Genomic DNA, 22,677 nt, shown 5'->3' on the forward strand with positions numbered 1-22,677 from the left:
GTTACGACCTCCTGAAGCCGCCAGTCATGTAATATCCGTTCTGATAAACGCCTGGCTGCTCAAACCTTTCCAGAACTCTCAGGTCCGCCTTGTTCAGGACCACGCCGAGCAGGCGATCGTGAAGCTCGGGGTCTGCCAGTAGATGATGCCGCACCGCCTTGATCTTGGTGCTTCCCCATCCCACAACGAACACGAATGAATCGATCGCCGTGACGACGGCCCGGACGTCGACGACCGGCGCGATCGGCGGAAGGTCGATGATGACGTAGTCGTAGCTTTGGCGGAGCCTCCCGAGCAGATCCCGAAATCCCTGCGACGCCAGGACTTCGTCGGAATGCACGGGGGCCTCCGTCAACAGCAAGGGTAGCAGCGCCAATCCGGTCGTAGGCTCCCGGCCAATGGCTTGTGCCAGCTCGACCTTCCCGCTGAGGACGTCCAGCCATCCGGCTGGCGGTCGCGGGGTCAGCGAGCGGGCCAGGGTCGGGTTGCGAAGATCGGCGTCGATCAACACCACACGCCTGCCGGCATCTGCCATCAGTACTGCAAGGTTCGAAGCGATCGTCGACTTGCCTTCGTTGGGCATCGTGGAGGTAATGCCGATGACCTTGCTGTCTCGCATGGTGGCCTGCAGCCAGGCGGACACCTTGACGGCCCGAAACGCCTCGGTGAAGACCGAGATGGGATCGTCGACTGCGCGTTGCTTCAATGGATCTGTGAACGTGTAGTGACGATCTACGGTCAGGCTCTCTGGCGGCCGTTCAGGCGTTGCGCCCGGTTGACTGGCCTCGGCGGGTTCAGGACTTGCGGCGATCGAAGGCCGTGGCCCCGGTGCAGGGCGGACGTGGCCCGCTACGAGCGGGATCACCGAAAGACAGCGGACGCCCAATTCCTGCTCGGTCTGCCGCACAGTGCGGAACACGCCGTCGATCGCCTCGCGCAGCGCCGCGATCCCGATGCTGCCGATCAGCCCCATGGTGAGTGCAATGGCCAGGACGAATGATGTGACCGGCTTGCTTTTTTGCGAGGGCGCCACGGCCGGGCTGATCACACGCGCATCCGTGATTGGAAACGACTGCTGCTGGATCGCCTCCATGTAACGCTGCAGGAAGCTGTTGAAGAGCGTGTGATAGACTCTGGCAGAGCTTTCCAGCTCGGCAAGGCCAAGCCGGTCGCGATTGGTGGTTTGTCCCACCGAGACCAGATTGGCGAGTGACCGCTCGAGATTCTCCTCGCGCGTCTTGGCGATTTCATAATCGCTCTTGTAGCTGGCGGCGATCCGTCCCAGCTCGGCGCGGATATTTCGGCGCGTTTCCTCCATCTGGTCGCGCAAATTGGCTGCGGCGGCGTGATCCGAGCCATATTTTGCCGAGATGTTGGCCTCGCGCGCCGACAGGTCAAGGTATTGGTTGCGCAGCCGCGTGATGACGTCGTTCTTCAGGGTATCGGCAACGGCGCCCTCGCTGACGTCCATCGTCCGAACTTGCTCGATCCGGTCCAGGCGCGCTTTGGCCTCGCTGGTTGCGCCACGCGCGGTTGCAAGCTGGCTGTTCAGCTCGAACAGTTGCTGCTCGCCGATGAGCCGGCTCGAGGCGCCGCCGGCCACACTCGCGCCACCGAGGTCGACGATGTTGTTCTTTTCCTTGAACTCCAGGACCGCACGATCCGCCGAGGTCGCCTTGGATTTGAGCTCGTTGATCCGGTCCTGCAGCCACACGCCTGCGCGGGCGATCGTCTGGTATTTGGCGCCGAGCTGGTCGTCGATATAGGCTTCGGCGATCGCGTTGGCGATCTTCGCGGCCGTCGCGGGGCTGCGCGACGTAAACGAGATGTTGAGGGCATAGGTCTTCTCGCCGCGCGTGATGGTGCGACGGGCGAGAAACTCGTCGAGCGCTCTTTGCTCGCGTTCGTCCGAACCCGAGGCGAGGTGCGAGAATGGGTTCCATCCGCCTCTGCCGGAAAATTCCGGATCGTCGGCGAGATTGAGGTCCTTGACGACGGCAAGCGCGAGCTTTCGGGACGTCAGGATCTCGACTTGGGATCCGACCTGAAGCGTATCGAGCGGGATGTCTCCCTGCGGCTGTTGCTGGTTCTGCAGGACCCGCAATGTGCTGCTATCGATCAGCAACGTGGCTGTGGCGGTGTATTGCGGGGCGGTGACAAGAAGGTAAAGCACGCCGACGGCAAACGTCGCTGCGGGCAAGGCAAGAAAGACTCGATATTGCCGCCGCACCAGTCCGGTCAGCTGATCGATCAAGGCCGCCACTGAACTCGACGCTTCGTCTCGCTCACCGTTATATTCGATACGCGTTCGGTGCGGCAGCATATCCATCGTCGGTAACATCCTCGGCGGGCAATCCGGCGGGTATGCGAACATCCCTGTGGTTGCTTCGTTGGCGATGCCAGCGTGAGTTCGTCGGCACCGACAAGCCTCGGCACAGCTTCTTCTGCGGGCTATCAGCCGGCTTGCGTCTCTCGGCCAATATGTCGATCGAGGCCAGGCACCGCCTCGCCGCGGCGACACGTTATCTCTCTAGCGAGGCAATAATACACAATTGCAACAGTTTGATATGAAGTGATGGCGGACTTCGTTACTCTGGTTGCGCGGTATGATGCATTGTCATTTTGATGCGTCTCTCGTCGCTCTCAATGGTCGGGCAGGGCGTGGAACCGATATGTCGTCGCGCGCGCAGCCTCAAACCCGAAAGAGGCAGTGACCTGCGACACCCGCAGAATTCTAAAGTTATTTCAATGGTATATGCGCGACCGCGCGCACAGGGGCCCCGCTCGTTCGCGAAAAAAGCCGGATCGCCTCGCTGAGCCTGTCATTGGGTTCGCTGGAGAGTCTGCCCAACGTGCATGTTGGTCAGAAACGCACTGACTTGGAACTCCCAAACCAACGCAGTCCCGCTTTAGAAGACTGCGGCCATTGCAGCGAGGCGCTGATAGGTCCTTTCACGGGCAGCATCGATCGGCTGCTGCGGTCCCGTGGTCGGACCGATCAGCTGGAAGCGGACATCGTTGATTCCGATGAAGCGCAGGATTTCCCGCAGGTAAGGCGTCGCCATGTCGATGCGGCCGCGGTTCATGCCGGTGGCAAAATCGCTGCCGCTGGCGAGGATCACCAGTGTCGGCCGATCCGTCAGCAGCGGCAAATAGCCCTGCGATGGATCGAAGCGAAAGGTCAGTCCGGGCTGGACGATGATGTCGAACCACTGCTTGAGCTTGTAGGGGATCCCAAAGTTCCACATCGGGGTTGAGATCAGCACCCGCTCGGCGAGCGAAAAGCGCAGTGCCATTCGCTCGGCCTCGGCGAAGCTTGCGCGTTGCGCCTCGGTGAATGCCTCAGCTTTCATGCGTGCGTATTTGGCCTCTACGATGGGGCCCGTGAACTCCGGCATCCGCTCACGCCAGAGGTCCACGACATCGACGTCCCAATCCGGCCGGGCCTGGCGGAAGCGGTCAAGGAAGACGCGCGCGCCGGCGGTCGATTCGGACTCGGCGCGTGGCGAGCAAGAAAGATGCAGGAGCTTCGCCACGGCTCATCCCAGCGCTCTGATGACGGTATCGGCCCTGGTTACGACCGCGACGTTCTGCATGGCAAAATTGATCGAGGCGTTGTGCCAGTCGGCGTTCATGGTCGAGCAGCAGTCCTCGGGCACGATCATGAAATAGCCCTTGTCGGCGCCGGTCCGCGCCGTGTGTTCGACCGACATGTTGGTCCAGGCGCCGGTGTTGATGATCATGTCGCGGCCGGTCGCTTTCAGGATCGTCTCCAGGCGCGTGCCTTCCCAGGCGCTCATCCGCATCTTCTCGACGACGAAATCGCCGGGCCGTGGCTCGAGGCCGGAGACAGGCGCCGCGCCCCAGCTTCCGCGCACCATCGCCTTGCTGTCGACGAGGCCCTCGAACAAGGGTGCATTCAGCGTGACGCCGGGGGCGCCGGGCTCGACGACGAACCAGACATGGATGATGGCGACGCCACGGGCGCGGGCGGCCTCCGCGAGGCGCCGGACGTTCTCCACGACATGCTGTTGTTTCGCATGCCCCGGCGCGCCCGACTCGGCGAAGGCGCCGCCGTCCATGATGACGTCGTTCTGAAGATCCTGGATGATCATGGCGCAGCGCTGCGGATCGAGCCGCATCTCGCCCTCGGCGAGAACAGGCGAGGCCGGTGACGAGCTGGGGCCCGCTCCACCGCCGGCGCGCCTGCCGCTCATATAGGGCTCATGACGCGGGCCGACCCGGGTCGGGATTGCGTACACCGAATGGGTCGAAGTGAGATAGAGCGTGCGGAAATCCGGCCCTCCCCAGGCGAGGTTGGCGACCAGCTCCGGCACGCGAACTTTGCCGAGCAGCTCACCGCGCGGCGAATGGACCCAGACGCCGCCGGGAGCAGTGACCCAGACATTGCCGTGCTGATCGCACTTCATGCCGTCGGGCAGGCCGGGCTCGAGTTCGGATTTGACGCCACTCGCGAATACGCGTGCATTCGACAGCGAACCGTCGTCGTTGACGTCGAAAACGCGGATCAGGGCTTGCACGGTGTCGTTGACATAAAGCAGCTTCTCGTCTGGCGAGAAGCACAGCCCGTTCGGCTGATCGAACAGATTGCGCTCGACCACGAGCTTCGGTTCGCCGCCGGGCACGACGCGATAGACGCCCTGGAAGCCGAGCTGGCGCGGTCGCTCGACGCCATAGACAGGCATCCGTCCATACCAGGGGTCCGAGAAATAGATTGCACCGGAGGCGTGCACGCAGACATCGTTCGGGCTGTTGAGCTCCTGGCCGCCGAAATGCGAAGCCAGCACCTCACGCCGTCCGTCCGGACGCTCACGGACGAGCGACGACGTCGCGTGCTCGCAGACGATCAGGTTGAGCTCGGCGTCATAGGTCATGCCGTTGCACTTGTTCGACGGACGTTTGACCTCGACGACGCCGCGCCGTGCATCCCAGCGCCGTCGCACGTCGCCCGGCATGTCCGAGAACAGCAGGTATTGATCGACGGGATGCCAGATCGGTCCTTCCGTGAAGTCGAAGCCGGTGCCGATCTGTGCGACCGGCGCATAGGGATCGATCAGGTTCTCGAACTCGCCTCGCAGGGTGACATGCGTCATCGGTTGATCCTCGACAACATCACGCCGGGAACCAGTTGCGCTGGGGAAGGGACTGAACAATCGGGCCAGGAACCTGGTCGTGCAGGCGCCCCACGACATTGCCTCCTTCGATCTTGGCGGGCCGGTCATGGACGGGGAGCAGATAGCGCGAATTGCTGAGCAGCTTCTTGATCGCGGCCTTCTCCGCGCGCTTGCTGGTGCCGTGGTTGCCGGTGGTGCGCGGCTCCCAATCGTGGATCTCGTGGAAGGGCGTGACGATCTGGTCGTTGAAGTCGTAGATCACGTCGCCGCAGATGGTGGCGATGCCGTCGGCGGTGTGGACGATGATGTTCATCGATCCCTCGGTGTGGGCGTTGGCGGCATCGCAATAGATGCCGGGCATCAGTTCGATCGGGCCGGTGATTTCGAGGTCGAGGAAGCGCAGCGCGCTCTTGGTGTGCAGGCGGTCGATCAGGTGCTTGATGTCAGGCGCCGGATATTGCGGGTGCATCAGGCCGGAGACGGAATATTCGAGCTCCCGGCGGTTGACGACGACGGTCGTGTTCATCGGGAACAGATCGTCCTTGCCGGCGTGATCGATATGCAGATGGGTGTGGCAGACGAAGCGCACGTCGCCCATGCGTACGCCGTGGCGGGCGAGCTGGTTCTCGATCATGTGCTCGTGGTATTGAAGCCCCCGCATGCCGAGCGTCTCCATGATCTGGTTCGAGCGGTAGCCGGTGTCAACCACGACCGGGTAGGGGCCGCCGAGGATCAGGAAGCCGAGCGTGAGGACGCGGCGGGTGCGGCCGCAGTCGCGGCCGAGCACCAGAAAGCTCGATTCCAGTTCGATATCGCCATAGTCCAGGATCTTGATCTCCAGCGCCATTCGTTTCCCTCCTGTCTCGTTTCTTGTCTCAAAGCCGATAGACGCGCGTCGCAGTTGTCCGGAAGATTGCGTCCTTCTGCTCGGCGTTGAACGGCGCGACCGCCGTGCGAAAGGCGTCGACGAGCTCGCGATAGCTGGTCCACAACTTCTCGATTGGGAAATTCGAGCCGAACAGGCAGCGCTCGGCGCCGAAGATCGCGACCGTGTCGGTAAGCACGGCGGCGATATGCGCGGGGTCGTTGCGATGGATGAAGGTGCCGAGCCCGGACAGCTTCGAGACCACGTTCGGGTAGGCCGCGAGCCGGGCCATCCCGGCGCGCCAGGCCGCGCGGCCCGCCGGCGAAAGATCCTCCAGCATGCCGGCATGCTGAAGGATGAACGTCACGTCGGGGCAGGACTCGGCCAGCTGCGCGGCATCCGGCATCTGCGGCGTGAAGACCTGGAGGTCGAAGCTCCAGCCGTAATCAGCGAGATGCGCGACGTTGCGGCGGATCACGGGATCGGCGCAGAGATCCGGACGGGCCGCGAAGCGGTACAGCGGGTTCTCGTGCCAATGCAGCTGCATGCGCACCCCGCGCAGCAGCGGATAACGCTTGAGGCGGTCGAGCTGCGGCCGCACGTCGTCGACCGCGAAATTGGCGTAGGCGACGATGGCGTGCGGCCAGCCGTGCTCGTCAGCCGTGCGCTGCACCCAGGCTGCTTCCTCCTCGAAGTGCTCTTGTGCCCAATTGGTCTGCACATAGACGGAGCGCGTGACGCCGCTGCCTTTGAGGTCGTCGAGATATTCCTCGATCGGATAATCACGGCGGATCGGCTCGTACGGTCCGAAGATGCGCGGCTGCATGGGGCCGGTCAGCCACGGCAGGTCGGCCTGCCGCCAGATATGATGATGGCCGTCGACAATATCGTTCACGCAGCTCTCCTTCGTCCCAGTGCGAGTACATGGGCGACGATCGAGGCGCTCGATCCGCCGTCCACGAGATCGTCGACGAAGCGTTCGATCGCAACGAGCGCTTCGGTTTGCGGGCGGAACGAGGGACCTGTCGCGAGCGGCGTCAGCCAGCTCAGGCGCCAGGCCCGCCGCGACAATTTCGCGACCGCATCGCGAAGGGCGTCGGGCTCACCGCGCTCGAGCCCGTCGGACACGATGACCACCGCGGCGCCGCGGGCGTATCCGCCGAACCGTGGAACTGCGAGAAAGGCTTGCAGCGCGTCGCCGATGCGGGTGCCGCCGTCCCAGTCGCTGACCAGATGCGCCGCCGCATTCAGTGCCTGCTCGCGCCGCTTCAGCCGCAACGCGCGGGTGACACGGGTCAGCCGCGTGCCGAAGGTGAAGACCTCGACATTCGGCGCAGCCTGCACCAGTGTATGTGCAAGCTTCATGTTCTCCTCGGTGCGGCTCTTCATCGAGCCGGAGACATCGATCAGCAAGAGGAGTTTGCGCGGGCGCTGGCGCCGCTTCAGGTGGCCGAGCCGCAGGATCTCGCCGTCGTTGCGGACACTATCGCGCAAAGTGCGGCGGAGATCGGCGAAGAGACCGCGGCGTGCCCGCATGCGGCGGTGCCCGCGCCGCCGTGGCAGGCGCCGCGGGGCCTCGCGTGTCAGGCGCCGGAGCGCATCGGTCATGGAGAGCTGGGCGAAGTAGCGCTCGACCAGCGCTTCGGTACGCGTTGCGGTCAGGCCGGACTCGTTGGCGTCATCGGAGAGCAGGGGCTCTTCGTCGCCGCGACCCTCCTCCTGGAGGCGGACGGTCTCGTCGTCCTCGCCGTCGTCGTCGCGCTCAATGGCCTCGCTGCCGCGAAAATGAAAGTCGAACAGCCGGTTGAAGGTGGCGCGGCGCTCGGGCGGCGGCGCGAGGGTGGCGAGCGCAGACTGCCTGATGTCGTCGAGGTCGCGCGGACCGAGCAACGCGATCGCGGCGAGAAAGGCGGTGGTCTGCTCCGGCGCAACGGCGAAACCGTTGGCGCGCAGCAGCGCGACGAACGAGATGAAGATGCGGGCAGCGCGCGGGAGCTGCAGTTCGGTGCTCATGCGGTCGCCTCCGCGAGCATGGCGTCGAGCCGAGGCGCGATGAAATGCAGATCCTCCTCGTCCTTCAATGCCACACCGATCGAGCGCTTGAAGGCGTCAGGCCAGCGCGCGCCGCCCTTGTTCAGGAGTGTCGCGGCCTCGGCCCAATCGACGGCCTCGGCGATGCCGGGCGCCTTGCTGAGCGGTTCTCGCCGCAATTTCTCGACGGCCGCGACGACGGCGCGGGCCGTGGCTTCGGCGACGCTGGACGCGCGCATCATGATGATCCGCGCTTCCCGCTCGGCGGTGGGATAGTCGATCCAGTGATAGACGCAGCGGCGGCGCAGGGCTTCGTGCAGATCGCGCGTCCGGTTCGAGGTGAGCACAACGACCGGCCGCTCGGCCGCGCGAACCGTACCGCGCTCGGGAATGGAGATCTGGAAGTCGGAGAGGAATTCGAGCAGGAACGCCTCGAATTCCTGGTCGGCGCGGTCGATCTCGTCGATCAGCAGCACGGTGGAATCGGGCGCGCGCAGCGCCGCCAGCATCGGGCGTTCGATCAGGAAGGTCTCGCCGTAGATGTCGATGCTGTCGTCGCCGGCCTGGCGGATCGCGAGCATCTGGCGCGGATAGTTCCATTCGTAGAGCGCGGCAGAGGAGTCGATGCCCTCGTAGCATTGCAGGCGGATCAACTGGCGGCCGAGCACCGCGGCGATGGCCTTCGCGGCTTCCGTCTTTCCGACGCCGGGCGCGCCTTCCAGTAGCAGCGGCTTGCCGAGGGCAAGACCGAGATAGGCGGCGGTCGCAAGCCCTTCGTCGGCGAGGTAGTAGGCCGCCCGCAGCGCCCTCTCCAGCGCCTCCGGGCTGTCGATGCCGACGATGTTGCTGCGTACAGCCACGGCATGTCCCTCAGCGCCGTGCCTGCGGCCGCGCGCCGCCCTGGGCTTTGATCGCCCGCAGCACCTTTTCCGGCGTGATCGGCAGATCGTCGATGCGCACGCCGACGGCATTGAAGATCGCGTTGGCGACCGCCGGCAGCACCGGGTTGGCGCACATCTCGCCGGGGCCCTTGGCCCCGAACGGACCATCAGGGGCAGGGCGTTCCAGCACCGCGATGTCATGCGGGCAGATGTCGCCGGGGCCGGGCATCAGATATTCGACGAAGTCGCGAGGCCCGTGAGCCGGGTCTGGGTAGTAAGGCTCGGGCGTCTCGTACAGCGCGTGGCTGACGCCCATCCAGGCGCCGCCGACGAGCTGCTGCTCGACCAGGCGCGGGTTGAGCGCGCGGCCGAGCTCATAGGCGGAGTCCATGCGGACCATCGCAACCTCGCCGGTCTCGTCGTCAACCTCGACCTCGGCGACGAGGCAGGCGTGCGCGTAGCAGGTTGCCGGCGACATCTCGCCGGTCTCGGGATCGACGTCGGACAGCGGCACGAGAAAGATGCCGCGGCCGGATATGGTCTTGCCCTGCCTGAATTGCGCGGCGATCGCGACGTCCTTGGTCGAGATCGAGCGGTGCGGCGCGCCCTTGACGTGGATGTTGCCGCGCCCGTCGGTTTCGAGATCGGCGGCGTTGACCTCGAGCTCCTCGGCCGCCGCTTCCATCATCACGCCGCGCGCCTCGCGGGCGGCGGCCATCACGGCGTTGCCGACGCGGTGCGTGCCGCGGGAGGCGAACGAGCCCATGCAGTGCGGGCCGGTGTCGGAATCGGCGGTGTCGACATAGACGTCCTCGACCGGCACGCCCAGCGTCTCCGCGCAGATTTGCCGCGTCACCGATTTCATGCCCTGGCCGAGGTCGATCGACGACAGTGCCACGGTGAACTTGCCGCTGGGGTTGGAATGCACCAGCGCCTGGCTCGGATCGCCGCCGAGATTCATGCCGATGGGATAGTTGATCGACGCCATGCCGCGTCCGCGATGCCGGGTCATCTAGCGCCTCCTTGTTCCGAACACGGACGAGAAGCGGGTCGCGCCATGCGAGGGCGCCGTTGGCCGTGGCGAGGGCGGTGGCGGAGCCGGTGGCGGCGGCTCGCGCGGCGGTTCGCGGGTGACAGTGGGCGGAAGCCGGTCATAGCTCGTGCGCTGCTGCGACGGCACCGCCGGCCGCGCGCGCGAATCCGTCGGCGTGGGCGGGATCACGGCACGGCTGCCGCCGCCGTCCTTGCGCGAGGAGGCGCGCTTGAACTCGTCGCGGATCGGCCACTTTGCCTTTTCGGCCGCGACTTGAACGCATTCGATCAGCGCGGTGTTCTTGGCCTCGCGCCGGTGCGCCTTCATGTCGCCGTCGCGATAGGCGTTGAGGATGCGGAACTCCATCGGGTCCATGCCGACGAGGTTCGCCAGCTTGTCCATCTGGCACTCGATGGCGAAGTCCATGGCGGTGACGCCGAAGCCGCGCATGGCGGTAGCGGGCGTACGGTTAGTGAAGACGCAATAGACGTCGCCATAGACGTTCGGGATGGTATACGGTCCCGGCAGATGCGCGGCGCATTTTACCGCCGCGTAGCTCGACAGCCGCGTATAGGCCCCACTATCGAAATAGGCGCGGATCTTGCGCGCGACGATGCGGCCGTCGCGCATCACGCCGTCCTTGATGTAGATGCGTTCGGCGCCGCGGGGCGGGCCGTATTGCATCTCCTCCTCGCGGCCAAACACGTAGCGGACGGGGCGCCCGGTCAGCATGGCGCCGAGGATCGCGAGCGGCTCGGTCAGAGTGTCCACCTTGCCGCCGAACCCGCCGCCCACGGTGCCGCCGATGAAGTGGAAGGTGTTGGAGGGCACGTCCAGGATCTTGGCGCAGGTGTCGACCGAGAAGAACAGCGCCTGGGTCGAGGTGTAGACCACGTAACGGCCGTTGGTGTCGGGCGCCGCGATTGCGCCGTTGGTTTCCGTCGGCGCGTGCTCGATCGGCGACATCTGGTAGCGCTGCTCGAGCACGTGATCGGCGGTGGCGAGCGCCGCATCGGCATCGCCGAAGCGCAGCTTCTGGTGGTCGTAGACCTCGTGGTAGGTGAACGTGTTCTTCGGGTAGGTCTCGTTGACCACGGGCGCGCCCGGCTTCAGCGCATCCTCGACGTCGAACACGGCCGGCAGCGCCTCGTAGTCGATCCGGACTTTTGCGATCGCCTCGAAGGCCTCGCGCTCGCTGTCGGCGACGACGGCAACAATCGGCTCCCCCTTGTAGCGGACTTTGTCGACCGCCAGCGAAGGCTCGTCGTCCTTGCCGAAGTTGATCAGGCTCAGCAGCGTGTTGAGGTTGCGGGGCACGTCGGCCCCGCGGATGACGCGGCGGACGCCGGTCGATCGCTCCGCTTCCGTGGTGTCGATACGACGCAGCCTTGCATGCGCCTGGGTTGAGCGAACGACCTTCAGGTGCAGCATGCCCTGAAGTTTATGGTCATTGAAATAGCTGGACGTGCCCGTGACATGACCGAGCATGTCCTGGCGCTGGGTGCCCTTGCCGATTTCCTTCAGATTATCGTCGCGCTCGTCGGCGAAAATGTCCTTGCGCAGTTCCAGCATGGTTGCGTTCCCTTACGCACTGACCCGGCCGCTGGCGGCGGCGAGGATGGCATTGATGATCGGCTCGTAGCCGGTGCAGCGGCAGATGTTGCCGGAGATCGCCTCGACGACCTCGTCGCGGCTCGGCGCGGGGTTGCGGTCGAGCAGGGCCTTGGCCGCCATCAGCATGCCCGGCGTGCAATAGCCGCACTGGGCCGCAAAATGGTCGGCGAAGGCGCGCTGGAGCGGATGCAGGTTCGGGCCCTGCTTCATGCCGTCGAGCGTCTCGACTGAGCGGCCTGCGACCGTCTCGGCGAGCGTCAGGCAGGAGAGGTGCAATTCGCCGTCGATCAGCACGCTGCAGGTGCCGCAGCCGCCCTGGCCGCAGCCGAATTTTGGCGTCATGTCGCCGATCAGTTCGCGTAGCGCTAGCAGCAGATTGGTGCCGCCGTCGACGAAGATCGCGACGTCGCGGCCGTTGTGACGAAATTGCAAGGGGATCTTAGACATGGGGCTCTATTCCTGTCCCGACAGCAGACGGCGCAGATGGACGCCGACGATCTCGCGGCGATACCAGGCGCTGCCGAGTGCGTTGTCGGATGGTGATGTTCCCTCGGTCGCCGCGGATGCGGCAGCCGCGATGGTTCCGGCATCCAGCGAGCGGCCCTCGAGCGCGCGCTCGGCGGCGCGGGCGCGGATTTGCGTCGGCGCCATCGAGCCCAGTGCGATCCGCGCTCCCGCGATCCGTCCGCCGCTGACCGGCAGATACGCGGCAAGCGTGATCACCGAGCCGCCCTTCGGCTTGATGCGCGCGATCTTGCGATAGCGGAAGGCCTCCGCGCTCGCCGGCCGGGTGCAGGAGACCGACAGTACCAATGTGCCGGCCTGTCGGTCGCGCGCCTGCAAGAACTCCTCGATCGGAATATCGCGTGCGCCGAAGCCGCCTTGCACCGCGACAGTGGCATCGAGCGCCAGCAGCGCCACGGTGAAATCGCCGTAAGGAGTTGGCGCAAACAGATTGCCGCCGACCGTTCCCATGTTGCGCACGGCAGGACCACCGATCAAGCGGGCGGGGGCGTGCAGAAAGGCGAGCTCGCGCTCGGCGAGGACGCGCGCGAAGGTGACGCTGGCGCCCAGCGTCACCCGCGGGCCGGAAGTGCCGATGCGGGTCAGCGCCTGGTCCTGCGCGCGAACGATGGTCGAGATCGAGACATCACCCTCGTTCAGCGCCCGCATTACCAGCGTACCGCCCGCGAGATAGCGCGCGCTGCGGTCCGAGGACAGCGCTCCGGCTGCCTCGCTCGCATTCGCGAAGGTCTTTACCGTCACGGCCATGTTATGCGGCCTCCTTCATGTGCCGGCGGATCGCTTCGAACCCGGCCTGATAGATGTCTTCGGCGACCATGAGGGTGATGCGCTCCCGGTCTTCCGGTTTGGTCGTGAACCGCGACTCCCAGTGCCAGAAGGTGCGGTCGCCGTCGGTGACGGGCAGCAGGCGGACATGGGCGACGTAGTTGAACATCGGGATCGGCGTATCGAGCAGGCAATAGCTGAAGGTCTGTTCGAGGTCGGACAGCGCCAGCAATTGCTCGCGCAGCTCGGAGCCGTCCTTGAGCTTGAAGCGCCTGACGCAGCCGATCTTGTCAGCGGATTGCGCACGTTCGATCGCGGAGGTCGCAACCGCCGGATGCCAGCGATCGTGTCCGTTGAAATCACGCAGCACGTTCCACACCGCGTCGGTCGGTGCGTTCAGGATCGTGCTCTTGACGACATGCGGCACGGCTAGCCTCCAAACACGCGCTTCAGCGCGTCGAAGCCGCCCTGGAACACGCCGCCGCCGATATTGTTGACGAGCTCGGTCTCCCGCTCCGGCGCGCAGTCGAACTCCGCGGTCCACTCCATGAAGGTCTGGTCGCCGTCGGTGACGGGCGTGAGCCGCAGGGTCGCGACGTAATTCTCGACCCCCATCGGCGATTCCAGGATCGAGTAGGTGCAGAACATGTCGTAGTCGGAGAGGCCGAGCAGCTTCTCGCGGATGCGGTCGCCGTTGCGCAGGCGAAAGTCCCTGACGCAGCCGATCTTGTCGGAGGGTTCGCCGCCTTCGATCCGGCTTTCGGCGATGGCCGGGTGCCAGTTCGGCAGGCCGTTGAAATCCCGCACCCGCGCCCAGACGCGATCGTTGCGGGCGTTGACGACGGTGGAGACGTAGACGCGGGCCATGATCTAGACCTCAGCTCTTCTTCCGCGGACCACGCTCGGCCGGCGGTTCACCGCCTCCCTCAGCCGCGGGCGGGGAGGCCGCCGGCTTGTCGCCACCACCGCTCTTGCGCGTGGAATCCTTGATGCCCTGCATGTCGCGGGCCTCACGGATCAATCCGGGCATCTTTGCCAGGCTGCCGCCCTCGACGCCGATGTCGGACAGGATCGAGTCGATCAGCGGTGCCTGGACGCGGTAGCGGAGGGCGGAGTCGATTACCTCGTCGGTGGCGCTGCGGCCGCCATGTCCATTGCCGTTGAGGCCGTCGACCTGGAGGATGCGGATGCCCTCGATCTTCTCCATCGGCTTGACGCTCTCGCGCACGATGCCCTCGATGCGGTCGAGCAGCTTGCGGCGGAACAGCGAGTAGCGGGCCTGATCGGTCAGCACGTTCTCGGCCTCGTTGAGCATCCGCTGCGCCTCGGCCTCGACCGCGGCGCGTACGCGCTCGGCTTCGGCTGCGATCCGGGTTTCTTCGGCCTGCTTCTCGGCCAGCAGGACCTCGACGGTCTTGCGCCGCTTTGCGATCTCGCTCTCGCGCGCGGTGACGACCCGCTCAGCCGCTTCCGTCGCGCGCATCCGGGCTTCCTCGGCGGCGGCACGCGCGGCCGACTCCTCCAGCGACTTCTGATGGATTGCGATCGCCTTCTCCATCAACACAGTCTCAACGTCCTTCTCGCGGTTGACCTCGAGCTTGCGCAGCTCGCGTTCGCGGCCGATGCGGGCCTCGTCGAGGCCGCGGTCGGAGGCAATGCGGGCGCGCTCGACCTCCTCCCGCGCCGCGATTTCGGCCTCCTGAAGCGACTGGACGCGGGCGACCTCGAGCTGCTCGATCGCACGCCGTCGCTCGAGACGGGCCGCCTCAAGCGCCTGCTCACGCGAGACGTCGGTGGTCTCGACTTCCTTGCGCGCGACGATCTCGGCCTGCTTGACCTGGCGATCGGCGTCGATTCGCTCGGAACGCTTGGTCGAAAGGGCGATGACGCGGTCCTCGTCCGCGATCTCGACGGCCTTCTTCTGCTCGATGTTGAGCACCTCGCGCTTCTTGGAGGAGTTGATGCGTTCGGCCTCGAGCGCCAGATCGACCGTGATGCGCTGGCGTTCGATGGCGTCGCGCCGCTTCAGCTCGGCCGCCTCCAGGATGCCGGTCCGCTCGATTTCGAGCGAACGCGTGTCGCGCTCGGCCTGGATGCGCTCGGCCGCGACCGCCTTCTCCTGGGCAATGCGGGCCGCTTCGATCGCCTCGCGCGAGGCGATGTCGGCTTCCTCGACGGCGCGGTTGCGCGCGATCTCCAGCGAACGCACGCGCTCCTCCTGGGCGATGCGCGAGGCCTCCGTGGTCTCGCGCGCGGCGATGCCTGCGACGTCGAGCGCCTGATTGCGCTCGATCTCCAGCTGCCGGGTGTTCTGCTCGGCGGCGATGCGCTCTGCGGCCAGCGTCCGCTCGCGGGCGATGCGGGCGGCCTCGACCGCCCGCTGGGCCTCGATCTCGGCCTCCTGGATGGTGCGCACCTGCTGGATTTCCAGCGCGCGGGTGCGCTCGTCCGAGGAGATGCGCTCGACATTGACAATCAGCGTCTGGGCGATGCGGGCCTTCTCGGTGGCTTCGCGCGCGGCAATCTCGGCTTCGTCCACGGCACGCGAGCGCTCGATCTCGCGGCGGCGCGTCTCCTCTTCGTTGGCGATACGGGCGTCGGTGACAACGCGGTCCTGCTGGATCCGGGCCTTCTCGATGGCTTCGCGCGCGGAAATTTCGGCTTCCTCGACCGTGCGCATCCGCTCGATCTCGCGCTGGCGCACCTCGCGCTCGGAGGCGATGCGGGTCGTGTCGATCGAGCGCTGGTTGGCGATCCGGGTCTTCTCGATCTCCTCGCGGGCCAGCAGCTCCTTCTCCTCGATAGTCCGGGTCCGCTCGATTTCCTTCTGGCGGGTCTCGCGCTCGGAGGCGATGCGGGCTTCCGCAATCGCCTGGTCGTTGGAGATACGGGCGCGCTCGATCGCCTCTCGGGCGGAAATCTGCGCCTGTTCGGCCTCGGTCTCGCGCAACGCGCGTTCGCGGGCGACTTCCGTGCGTTGCAGCGCGCGGCGCATCTCGATGTCGCGCTCTTGTTCCAGGCGTGCGGTCTCGCTCTCGCGCTCGATCTCGAGCGCCTGCCGCTCGGCCTCCAGATTGCGGGAGCGGATCTTGATCATCGAGTCCTGCTCGATGTCGTTGCGCAGCTTCCGCTTGGCCTCGATGTCTTCCATCAGTCGCGTCAGGCCTTCGGCGTCGAACCGGTTCGAGGGGTTGAAGAATTCAAGGTCGGTCTGGTCGAGATCGGTGATCGCGACCGATTCCAGCTCGAGGCCGTTCTGCGCCAAGGCCTCCGCCGCATTGGTCTTGACCCGCGCGACATAGTCGCCGCGACGCTCGTGCATTTCCTCCATCGTCATTTCGGAGGCGACCGAGCGGATCGCGGAAATGAACTTGCCGGCGAGGAGGGCGTGCAACTGCTCCGGTTCCATGGTGCGGCGGCCGAGCGTTGCGGCCGCGATCGAGACGGCCTCCCGGGTCGGCTGCACGCGGACATAGAAGTCGGCCTCGATGTCGACCCGCATGCGGTCGCGGGTGATCACGGCATCCTGCCTCGAACGCACGATGCCCATCGGCAGCACGTTCATGTTGACGGGCGTGTAGTCGTGGATGAACGGCAGCACGAAGGCGCCGCCATTGATCACCACGCGCTCGCCGAGGAAGCCCGTCCTGACGAACGAGGTCTCCTTGGAGGAGCGATGGTAGAGCCAGTTCACGATATAGACGCCAACCACGATCACGATGATCGCGACGATCAGCCAGAGGATCAATTCACCGACCAGCATCCCTGACATCTTTCCCTCCCTCGAACCTTCGGCGTTACCGCGCGCCGATCGCCTTGAATTGACGGACCTGCTCCGTCAGCGCCCGTTCCACGGGCAGTCGCTCCATCGAGGAGGCGCCGTAGAAGCCGTGGCAATGACGGGTGTTCTTCATGATGAAATCGGCATCGGCGGGATCCGCGATCGGGCCGCCATGGGCCAGCACCAGGATGTCCGGATTGACGCTGAGCGCAGCTGCGGCCCAGGTGTCGATCCGCGCGGGGCAGTCGTTGAGCTTTAATGCGGTTTGCGCGCCAATCGTGCCGCCGGTCGTCAGACCCATGTGGCAGACGACGATGTCGGCGCCGGCTATCGCCATCGCGGCGGCCTCCTTCTCGCTGAACACGTAGGGCGTGGTCAGCATGTCCTTGTCGTGCGCCCTGGCGATCATGTCGATCTCGAGCGCATAGGACATGCCGGTCTCCTCGAGATTGGCGCGGAACGTACCGTCGATCAGGCCGACCGTCGGAAAATTCTGGACGCCTGCGAAACCAAGTGCCTTCAGCTGGTCGAGGAAGACGTCCATGTCGCGGAACGGATCGGTGCCGTTGACGCCGGCAAGGACGGGCGTCTGGCCCACCACCGGCAGCACTTCACCGGCCATTTCCAGCACGATGGCGTTGGCATCGCCGTAAGCCATCAGGCCCGCGAGCGAGCCGCGGCCGGCCATGCGGTAGCGGCCGGAATTGTAGATGACGATGAGATCGACGCCGCCGGCCTCCTCGCATTTTGCCGACAGGCCGGTGCCGGCGCCGCCGCCGACGATTGGCTCGCCGCGCCTCGCCATGTCGCGGAACTTCTTCAGGAGGGCTGCGCGTTCAAATCTGGCCATCGGTCACCTCGCTAGTCTCCGCCGCGCGCCGGTGCGGCCGAACAGCGTTCGGAACGCATTGACGATGGCGACGGCGAAGTCGGGATCGTTGATGTTCTTGGGGATGCGAATGAGTTGGCGATTGCCGGTCTGGCGCACGTCGCGCTCCAGCGCGCGGAACAGTGCGGCGTCCGCGTCCGGATCCCAGAAGGGCTGGCCTCGCGCATCGAGCGCGGAGACGCCGCCCTCGGGCAGGAGGAAGCGCACAGGGCCGTCCATCTGGTTGAGCCGCTCGGCGATCCAGCGGCCCATGCGCTCGTTCTCTTCGATTGTTGTCCGCATCAGCGTCACCTGCGGATTGTGGACGTGGCATTTGCGGCCACGGTAGCGCTCGGGAATGGTGTCGGGCGCGCCGAAATTGACCATGTCGAGCGCGCCGACCGAGCCGACATAAGGCAGCCGGCTTCGGATGATCGCGCCGAAGCGGTCCTCCGTTGCCGGAAACACGCCGCCCATCAGCAGGTCGCAGATCTCGGTCGTGGTGAGATCGATGACGCCGGCGAGCTGGCCGGACTCGACGAGCTTCTCCATCGAACGGCCGCCGACGCCGGTGGCGTGGAAGACCAGGCATTCGAAATCGTCGCGCAGCCCGGCCGCGATCTTCTGCACCGCTGGCGTGGTGACGCCGAACATGGTGATGCCGACTGAGGGCAGGCCGCTGGCCTCGCGCGCCGTCGCGGCACGCGCATCGAGCCGCGCCTTGACCATCCCGGCGATCGCATTGGCGCCGTTGGTGAGCACCGTACGCGAGATCGCGTTCAGCCCCTGCACGTCGGTGACCGAGTACATCATGGTGATGTCGGCGGGGCCGACATAGGGCCCGACGTCACCGGAGGCGATGGAGGAGATGATCAGTTTTGGCACGCCAACCGGCAGGGAGCGCATGCCCGGCGCAACCAGAGACGCCGCGCCCGAGCCGCCCGCGGAGATCACGCCGGCGATGTTGCCCTGTCGCCGCAGCCAGTTGGCAAAGGCATCGGCCATCGCGGTCACAGCGACGCCGCGGTCGGTGCCGAATACGGCGGATCCGCCGCGGCCGTGGTTCAGGGCGATCTCCTGCGCGGAGACGTCGCAGCTCGAATGCTTGCCACTGGTCGAAACGTCGACCAGCCGCGTGCGAAGGCCGGTTGCTGCGATGATGTCGCGAATGAAGCGCAACTCCTGGCCCTTTGTATCGAGCGTGCCGACGACAAGCACGACAGGCGGGCCCGCGGTCTGCGCCGCCACCGGCTCGCGCCTGCGCCGCGTCGCCTCCTCCAGCCGCGTGACGTCTGTCGAGCGCGTGCGGGCTGCTGCCTCGATGCGGGCGATCGGCACCGGCTGCGACCACCTCGTCGGCGGCGCCGGATTGGAGATGTAGATACGGACCGGTCCGTCGCGGCGTGGCGTCGGCGCGGGTTTCGAGCCGGCAGCCGCGGCGGATATGTCAACATCCGGTTCGAGCTCGGCATGAAGCCCGACGCCGAGCAGGCGCTGCTGCAACTCGCGGTCGGCGGCGAGGCGGCCGGAGTCGATGATGCGGTTGACGCGGCCGTTGACCATGATCGCGACATTGCGCGAGATGGCGGTGGCAACGCCGATGTTTTGCTCGATCACGAGCACGGACATGTCGCCGTCCTCGCCGAGCTGCAGCAGCATCTCCTCGACCTGCGCGACGATGACGGGCGCGAGGCCTTCGGTCGGCTCGTCCATGATCAGGAGATGCGGATTGGTGAGCAGCGCGCGCGAGATCGCCAGCATCTGCTGCTCGCCGCCGGACAGCTGGCCGCCGCCGTGGCCCTTGCGTTCGGCGAGGCGCGGGAAGGTGTCGTAGATGCGCTCGACGGTCCAGGCCCCTTGCCGCATGCCGCCGGCAAGCTGCAGATGCTCGTCGACACTGAGCGAGCGCCAGAGACGGCGACCTTGCGGCACGTAGCCGACGCCGAGCCGCGCGATCTGGGCCGGCGGCCGCCGCGTGACATCCTCGCCGCGCACGCGGATCGATCCGCCGCTCACGCCGACGAGCCCCATGATCGCCTTGCACAGCGTCGTCTTGCCCATGCCGTTGCGGCCGACGACGGAGAATACGCCGCGCTCCAGCGTGAGATCGACGCCTTGCAGCGCGTGCGAGTGACCGTAGTAGACGTCGAGGCCGCGGACCTCGAGAGCAGGGGAAGAGCGGCGGGCCTCATTCATGGCCGCCTCCCAGATAGAGCTCCTGCACCTCGGGATCGGACTGGATCTCCTGAGGCAGGCCCTCCTTGAAGACGCGCCCGTTGTGCATCATCGTGACGCTCTCGACGACGCGCAGCGCCACGTCCATGTCGTGCTCGATGATGATGTAGCCGATATGCGCGGGCAGTGAGGTCAGGATCTCGATCAGCTCGGCCCGTTCGGTCGGCGACAGGCCCGCGGCCGGCTCGTCGAACAGGACGAAGCGCGGGGCGCCGGCCAGCGCGAGCGCGATCTCGAGCTGGCGCTGCTGGCCATGCGCGAGCTCGGCCACACGCTGGTCCTTCACGGCGGACAGATGCACGGCTTGCACGAGATTGTCCGCCGCATGCATCAGAGCGTCGTTCAACCCCGGGCGCAGGAACGAGAAGCGTCCGCGCGAGACGCCACGGCAGGCGAGATAGACGTTGTCCTGCACGGTGAGGCCGGGGAACAGCGCCGAGATCTGGTAGGTCCGGCGCAGCCCGCGGCGGATGCGTTCATAGGGCGGGAAGTGCGTGACGTCCTCGCCGAAGAAGCGGATGGTACCGGAGGAGGGCGGGAAATCGCCGGTGATGCAGTTGAACAGCGTGGTCTTGCCGGCGCCGTTCGAGCCGAGCACAGCGCGCCGCTCGCCCGGCCTCACCGTGATGGTGACGTCCGTCAGCGCCGCCAGCGCGCCGAACAGCCGCGTCACGCCGCGTAGCTCGAGCGCGGCACTGGCACCGACGGCGGAGAGGCGCTGGGCGACGCTATCCATGGCGATGCCCTCCGCCGGAGCGGCTGACGTCGCGGCGTTGGTGCTGGCGCCAGCGCTGCCACAGGCCGATGACGCCGTCCGAGGACCAGAACACGATGGCAAGGAAACCGAGCCCGATCAGCAGGCGGAAGCGGTTGCCGTCGAGCCCGAGCCTGACCAGGAAGTCGAGCGCGAAGGTGCGTAGCAGCACGAAGATCAGCGCGCCGATGAAGGGGCCGATCGGGCGGGTGATGCCGCCGACCACGGCGATGATCAGCACGTCGATGCAGGCCCCGACGCTGACCGAGCCCGGCGAGATCTGGCGGTAGTTCCAGACCTGGAGGACGCCGGCGAGCGCGGCCACGAAGGACGCGAAGGCATAGGCGGCGACGCGATGGGCATTGACGTTGAAGCCCAGCGCGGCCATGCGCCGCGGATTGTCGCGCACGCCCTGGAGCGCGAGGCCGAAGGGGGCGCGCGAGAGATATTCGACCGCGAAATAGCAGAGCGCGGCAACCGCGAGCACCACATAATAGAAGGGAATGTCGGCGCGCCAGTTGACGCCCCAGAAGTGCGGCGTCGCCACGGTGTTGATGCCGGTATGGCCGTTGAAGATCGCCCAGTTCTGGTTAGTGAAATAGTAGAAGGCCGCGCCGATCGCGAGCGTGATCATGATGGTGTAGATGCCTTCGGTGCGTACCGCGAGCGCGCCGCCGAGCGTGCCGAAGGCGGTCGCCAGTGCCAGCGCCATCGGGACGGCGAGCCACCACGGCCAGCCCAGGCTGATATTGGCGTTGGCGCTGACGCCGAACACGGCGACCATGTAAGCCGAGAACCCCGCGATGGTGAGCTGCATCAGGCTGACCATGCCGCCATAGCCGGCGAGGAACATCAGGCTCAGCGCCATGATGCCGAGGATCATCGTGGTCGCGAAGATCTCGATCAGGAAGAAGCCGTTGGCGATCAGCGGCATGATCAGGAGAATGGCCGCGACGACCCAGGCGGCGGGATTGTTGACTTCCGGCCATGTCCGCACGGGGCGGTGTGCTCCGGCAGCGGGACGAACGGCAACGCGGGCGTCGTGGGCGAGCGACATCTCAGCGCCTCGCCAACAGGCCTTGCGGCCGGATCGCCAGCACCAGCACCATGATCAGGAAGGTCACGACGATGGCATAGGTCGGGATGTAGACCGAGCCGAGCTGCTCGGCGAGGCCGATGATCAGCGCGCCGAGTGCTGCGCCTGGGATCGAGCCCATGCCGCCGACAATCACGACGACGAGGGAAGCCAGCAGGAAGCGGATGTCTTCGCCCGGCGACAATGACTGGAAAGTGCCGCCGACCACACCGGCGATACCGGCAAGCCCCGCGCCGAAGGCGAACACCAGCACGAAGACGAGCTGGATGCGCACACCGGTCGCAGCAAGGATATCGCGATCGTCGACGCCGGCGCGGATGATCATGCCGATCCGGGTGCGGTTGAGCGCGAGCCACATCGCGACGCCGATGACCACGGACGCGGCGAAGATCACGAGCCGGACCATCGGATATCTGAGATAGACCGGCTCGCCCGAGGATTTCACCGCCGTGATCAGGGGCAGGTCCACGGGCCCGACCAGCCAGGCAGGTGTCTGGATCTGGTAGAAATCGCCGCCGCAGGCCCACAGCATGAGATCGGCAAACACCATCGACAGCCCGATCGTCACCATGGTTTGCCTGAGGTCCTGGCCCTCCATGCGCCGAAACACGATCACCTGGAGCAGCACGCCGACCAGGGCAGTCAGGATAAAGGCGACGATGAAGCTGAGCAGCCACGAGCCGGTCGATGTGCTGATGGCGTAGCCAACATAGCCGCCGAACAGATAGAGCGAGCCGTGTGCGAGGTTGACGTTGCGCATCAAGCCGAAGATCAGCGTGAAACCGCTGGCGACAAGGAAGTAGAGGCCCCCGAGCGTGATGCCGTTGAAGACAGCGTTGAGGAAGACCCGCTTGCGGCCGATGGCCTCTTCGAGACCCGGCGGCCAGACCGCGAAGATCAGCCAGAGCACGACGGCAATGGCAATGATCGTGATCAGCGCTCCGGCGGGATGGCGTTCGATGAAACGGCTCATGTGCGCCGTCCGTTTGTCCGGGCGACGCGGCGATGGTTCATTGAATGCAGGTCGGACAGCCTTGCAGCGGCTGCAGGCCTTGCCATGGACGTACGCTCCCGTCGGTCGCGATCATCTGGGG

The 22,677-nt window shown here is 66.0% G+C and carries 19 protein-coding genes; all 19 read right to left on the minus strand.

Annotation, left to right across the window (positions count from 1 at the left end; translation table 11 throughout):
• Position 1: 1 nt before the first annotated feature.
• The 19 genes from ACVJ19_RS24880 to ACVJ19_RS24970 all read right to left on the minus strand — a co-directional run bounded on the left by ACVJ19_RS24880 (position 2) and on the right by ACVJ19_RS24970 (position 22,556).
• Positions 2–2,329: a polysaccharide biosynthesis tyrosine autokinase gene (locus ACVJ19_RS24880; protein WP_453951743.1), complete on the minus strand. Its 2,328-nt coding sequence runs from the start codon at positions 2,327–2,329 to the stop codon at positions 2–4.
• A 580-nt stretch (positions 2,330–2,909) separates the two neighbouring features.
• Positions 2,910–3,536 (minus strand): FMN-dependent NADH-azoreductase, encoded by a 627-nt coding sequence (locus tag ACVJ19_RS24885; RefSeq protein ID WP_453951744.1) that lies wholly within the window; start codon positions 3,534–3,536, stop codon positions 2,910–2,912.
• Positions 3,537–3,539: 3 nt separating this feature from the next.
• Positions 3,540–5,114, minus strand: a complete 1,575-nt coding sequence (locus tag ACVJ19_RS24890; protein WP_453951745.1) for an isochorismatase family protein — start codon at positions 5,112–5,114, stop codon at positions 3,540–3,542.
• A 19-nt stretch (positions 5,115–5,133) separates the two neighbouring features.
• Entirely contained in the window at positions 5,134–5,982 is an 849-nt protein-coding gene (locus tag ACVJ19_RS24895) for an MBL fold metallo-hydrolase (RefSeq protein WP_453951746.1), read from the minus strand.
• 28 nt (positions 5,983–6,010) lie between these two features.
• A complete protein-coding gene (locus tag ACVJ19_RS24900) occupies positions 6,011–6,895 on the minus strand; it encodes an amidohydrolase family protein (protein WP_453951747.1) in 885 nt (294 codons plus the stop codon).
• Positions 6,892–8,013: a vWA domain-containing protein gene (locus ACVJ19_RS24905; protein ID WP_453951748.1), complete on the minus strand. Its 1,122-nt coding sequence runs from the start codon at positions 8,011–8,013 to the stop codon at positions 6,892–6,894. The genes ACVJ19_RS24900 and ACVJ19_RS24905 overlap by 4 nt, the downstream gene beginning before the upstream one ends.
• Positions 8,010–8,891: an AAA family ATPase gene (locus ACVJ19_RS24910; protein ID WP_453951749.1), complete on the minus strand. Its 882-nt coding sequence runs from the start codon at positions 8,889–8,891 to the stop codon at positions 8,010–8,012. Before ACVJ19_RS24910 ends, ACVJ19_RS24905 begins: the two co-directional genes overlap by 4 nt.
• Before the next feature lie 10 nt (positions 8,892–8,901).
• Entirely contained in the window at positions 8,902–9,924 is a 1,023-nt protein-coding gene (locus tag ACVJ19_RS24915) for a xanthine dehydrogenase family protein molybdopterin-binding subunit (protein ID WP_453951750.1), read from the minus strand.
• Positions 9,925–11,517 carry a xanthine dehydrogenase family protein molybdopterin-binding subunit gene (locus tag ACVJ19_RS24920; protein WP_453951751.1) on the minus strand — a complete coding sequence of 531 codons (1,593 nt, stop codon included), beginning with the start codon at positions 11,515–11,517 and terminating at the stop codon, positions 9,925–9,927.
• Between the two features lie 12 nt (positions 11,518–11,529).
• Positions 11,530–12,006: a (2Fe-2S)-binding protein gene (locus tag ACVJ19_RS24925; RefSeq protein ID WP_453951752.1), complete on the minus strand. Its 477-nt coding sequence runs from the start codon at positions 12,004–12,006 to the stop codon at positions 11,530–11,532.
• Positions 12,007–12,012: 6 nt separating this feature from the next.
• A complete protein-coding gene (locus ACVJ19_RS24930; protein ID WP_453951753.1) occupies positions 12,013–12,831 on the minus strand; it encodes an FAD binding domain-containing protein in 819 nt (272 codons plus the stop codon).
• 1 nt (position 12,832) lies between these two features.
• Complete coding sequence (locus ACVJ19_RS24935; RefSeq protein ID WP_453951754.1) at positions 12,833–13,276, minus strand: SRPBCC family protein; 444 nt, start codon at positions 13,274–13,276, stop codon at positions 12,833–12,835.
• 2 nt (positions 13,277–13,278) lie between these two features.
• The gene (locus ACVJ19_RS24940) at positions 13,279–13,716 is read right to left on the minus strand and encodes an SRPBCC family protein (protein WP_011086163.1); all 438 of its coding nucleotides are present in this window, start codon (positions 13,714–13,716) and stop codon (positions 13,279–13,281) included.
• 10 nt (positions 13,717–13,726) lie between these two features.
• The gene (locus ACVJ19_RS24945; RefSeq protein WP_453951756.1) at positions 13,727–16,621 is read right to left on the minus strand and encodes a flotillin domain-containing protein; all 2,895 of its coding nucleotides are present in this window, start codon (positions 16,619–16,621) and stop codon (positions 13,727–13,729) included.
• 25 nt (positions 16,622–16,646) lie between these two features.
• The gene (locus ACVJ19_RS24950) at positions 16,647–17,480 is read right to left on the minus strand and encodes a phosphoenolpyruvate hydrolase family protein (RefSeq protein ID WP_453951757.1); all 834 of its coding nucleotides are present in this window, start codon (positions 17,478–17,480) and stop codon (positions 16,647–16,649) included.
• Positions 17,481–17,483: 3 nt separating this feature from the next.
• Positions 17,484–19,694, minus strand: a complete 2,211-nt coding sequence (locus ACVJ19_RS24955) for a Tm-1-like ATP-binding domain-containing protein (protein ID WP_453951758.1) — start codon at positions 19,692–19,694, stop codon at positions 17,484–17,486.
• Complete coding sequence (locus tag ACVJ19_RS24960; RefSeq protein WP_453951759.1) at positions 19,687–20,469, minus strand: ABC transporter ATP-binding protein; 783 nt, start codon at positions 20,467–20,469, stop codon at positions 19,687–19,689. The genes ACVJ19_RS24955 and ACVJ19_RS24960 overlap by 8 nt, the downstream gene beginning before the upstream one ends.
• Positions 20,462–21,544 carry a branched-chain amino acid ABC transporter permease gene (locus ACVJ19_RS24965; RefSeq protein WP_453951760.1) on the minus strand — a complete coding sequence of 361 codons (1,083 nt, stop codon included), beginning with the start codon at positions 21,542–21,544 and terminating at the stop codon, positions 20,462–20,464. Before ACVJ19_RS24965 ends, ACVJ19_RS24960 begins: the two co-directional genes overlap by 8 nt.
• Before the next feature lies 1 nt (position 21,545).
• Positions 21,546–22,556 (minus strand): branched-chain amino acid ABC transporter permease, encoded by a 1,011-nt coding sequence (locus ACVJ19_RS24970; RefSeq protein WP_453951761.1) that lies wholly within the window; start codon positions 22,554–22,556, stop codon positions 21,546–21,548.
• Between the last annotated feature and the right edge of the window lie 121 nt (positions 22,557–22,677).

Source organism: Bradyrhizobium sp. USDA 376 (assembly GCF_054063675.1).

What these genes read in the sequence shown, in the direction of transcription:
- ACVJ19_RS24880 (WP_453951743.1), bottom strand. Translation starts at nt 2,329, where the DNA reads ATGGATATGCTGCCGCACCGAACGCGTATCGAATATAACGGTGAGCGA.
- ACVJ19_RS24890 (WP_453951745.1), bottom strand. Translation starts at nt 5,114, where the DNA reads ATGACGCATGTCACCCTGCGAGGCGAGTTCGAGAACCTGATCGATCCC.
- ACVJ19_RS24895 (WP_453951746.1), bottom strand. Translation starts at nt 5,982, where the DNA reads ATGGCGCTGGAGATCAAGATCCTGGACTATGGCGATATCGAACTGGAA.
- ACVJ19_RS24905 (WP_453951748.1), bottom strand. Translation starts at nt 8,013, where the DNA reads ATGAGCACCGAACTGCAGCTCCCGCGCGCTGCCCGCATCTTCATCTCG.
- ACVJ19_RS24915 (WP_453951750.1), bottom strand. Translation starts at nt 9,924, where the DNA reads ATGACCCGGCATCGCGGACGCGGCATGGCGTCGATCAACTATCCCATC.
- ACVJ19_RS24920 (WP_453951751.1), bottom strand. Translation starts at nt 11,517, where the DNA reads ATGCTGGAACTGCGCAAGGACATTTTCGCCGACGAGCGCGACGATAAT.
- ACVJ19_RS24925 (WP_453951752.1), bottom strand. Translation starts at nt 12,006, where the DNA reads ATGTCTAAGATCCCCTTGCAATTTCGTCACAACGGCCGCGACGTCGCG.
- ACVJ19_RS24930 (WP_453951753.1), bottom strand. Translation starts at nt 12,831, where the DNA reads ATGGCCGTGACGGTAAAGACCTTCGCGAATGCGAGCGAGGCAGCCGGA.
- ACVJ19_RS24940 (WP_011086163.1), bottom strand. Translation starts at nt 13,716, where the DNA reads ATGGCCCGCGTCTACGTCTCCACCGTCGTCAACGCCCGCAACGATCGC.
- ACVJ19_RS24945 (WP_453951756.1), bottom strand. Translation starts at nt 16,621, where the DNA reads ATGTCAGGGATGCTGGTCGGTGAATTGATCCTCTGGCTGATCGTCGCG.
- ACVJ19_RS24950 (WP_453951757.1), bottom strand. Translation starts at nt 17,480, where the DNA reads ATGGCCAGATTTGAACGCGCAGCCCTCCTGAAGAAGTTCCGCGACATG.
- ACVJ19_RS24955 (WP_453951758.1), bottom strand. Translation starts at nt 19,694, where the DNA reads ATGAATGAGGCCCGCCGCTCTTCCCCTGCTCTCGAGGTCCGCGGCCTC.
- ACVJ19_RS24960 (WP_453951759.1), bottom strand. Translation starts at nt 20,469, where the DNA reads ATGGATAGCGTCGCCCAGCGCCTCTCCGCCGTCGGTGCCAGTGCCGCG.
- ACVJ19_RS24965 (WP_453951760.1), bottom strand. Translation starts at nt 21,544, where the DNA reads ATGTCGCTCGCCCACGACGCCCGCGTTGCCGTTCGTCCCGCTGCCGGA.
- ACVJ19_RS24970 (WP_453951761.1), bottom strand. Translation starts at nt 22,556, where the DNA reads ATGAGCCGTTTCATCGAACGCCATCCCGCCGGAGCGCTGATCACGATC.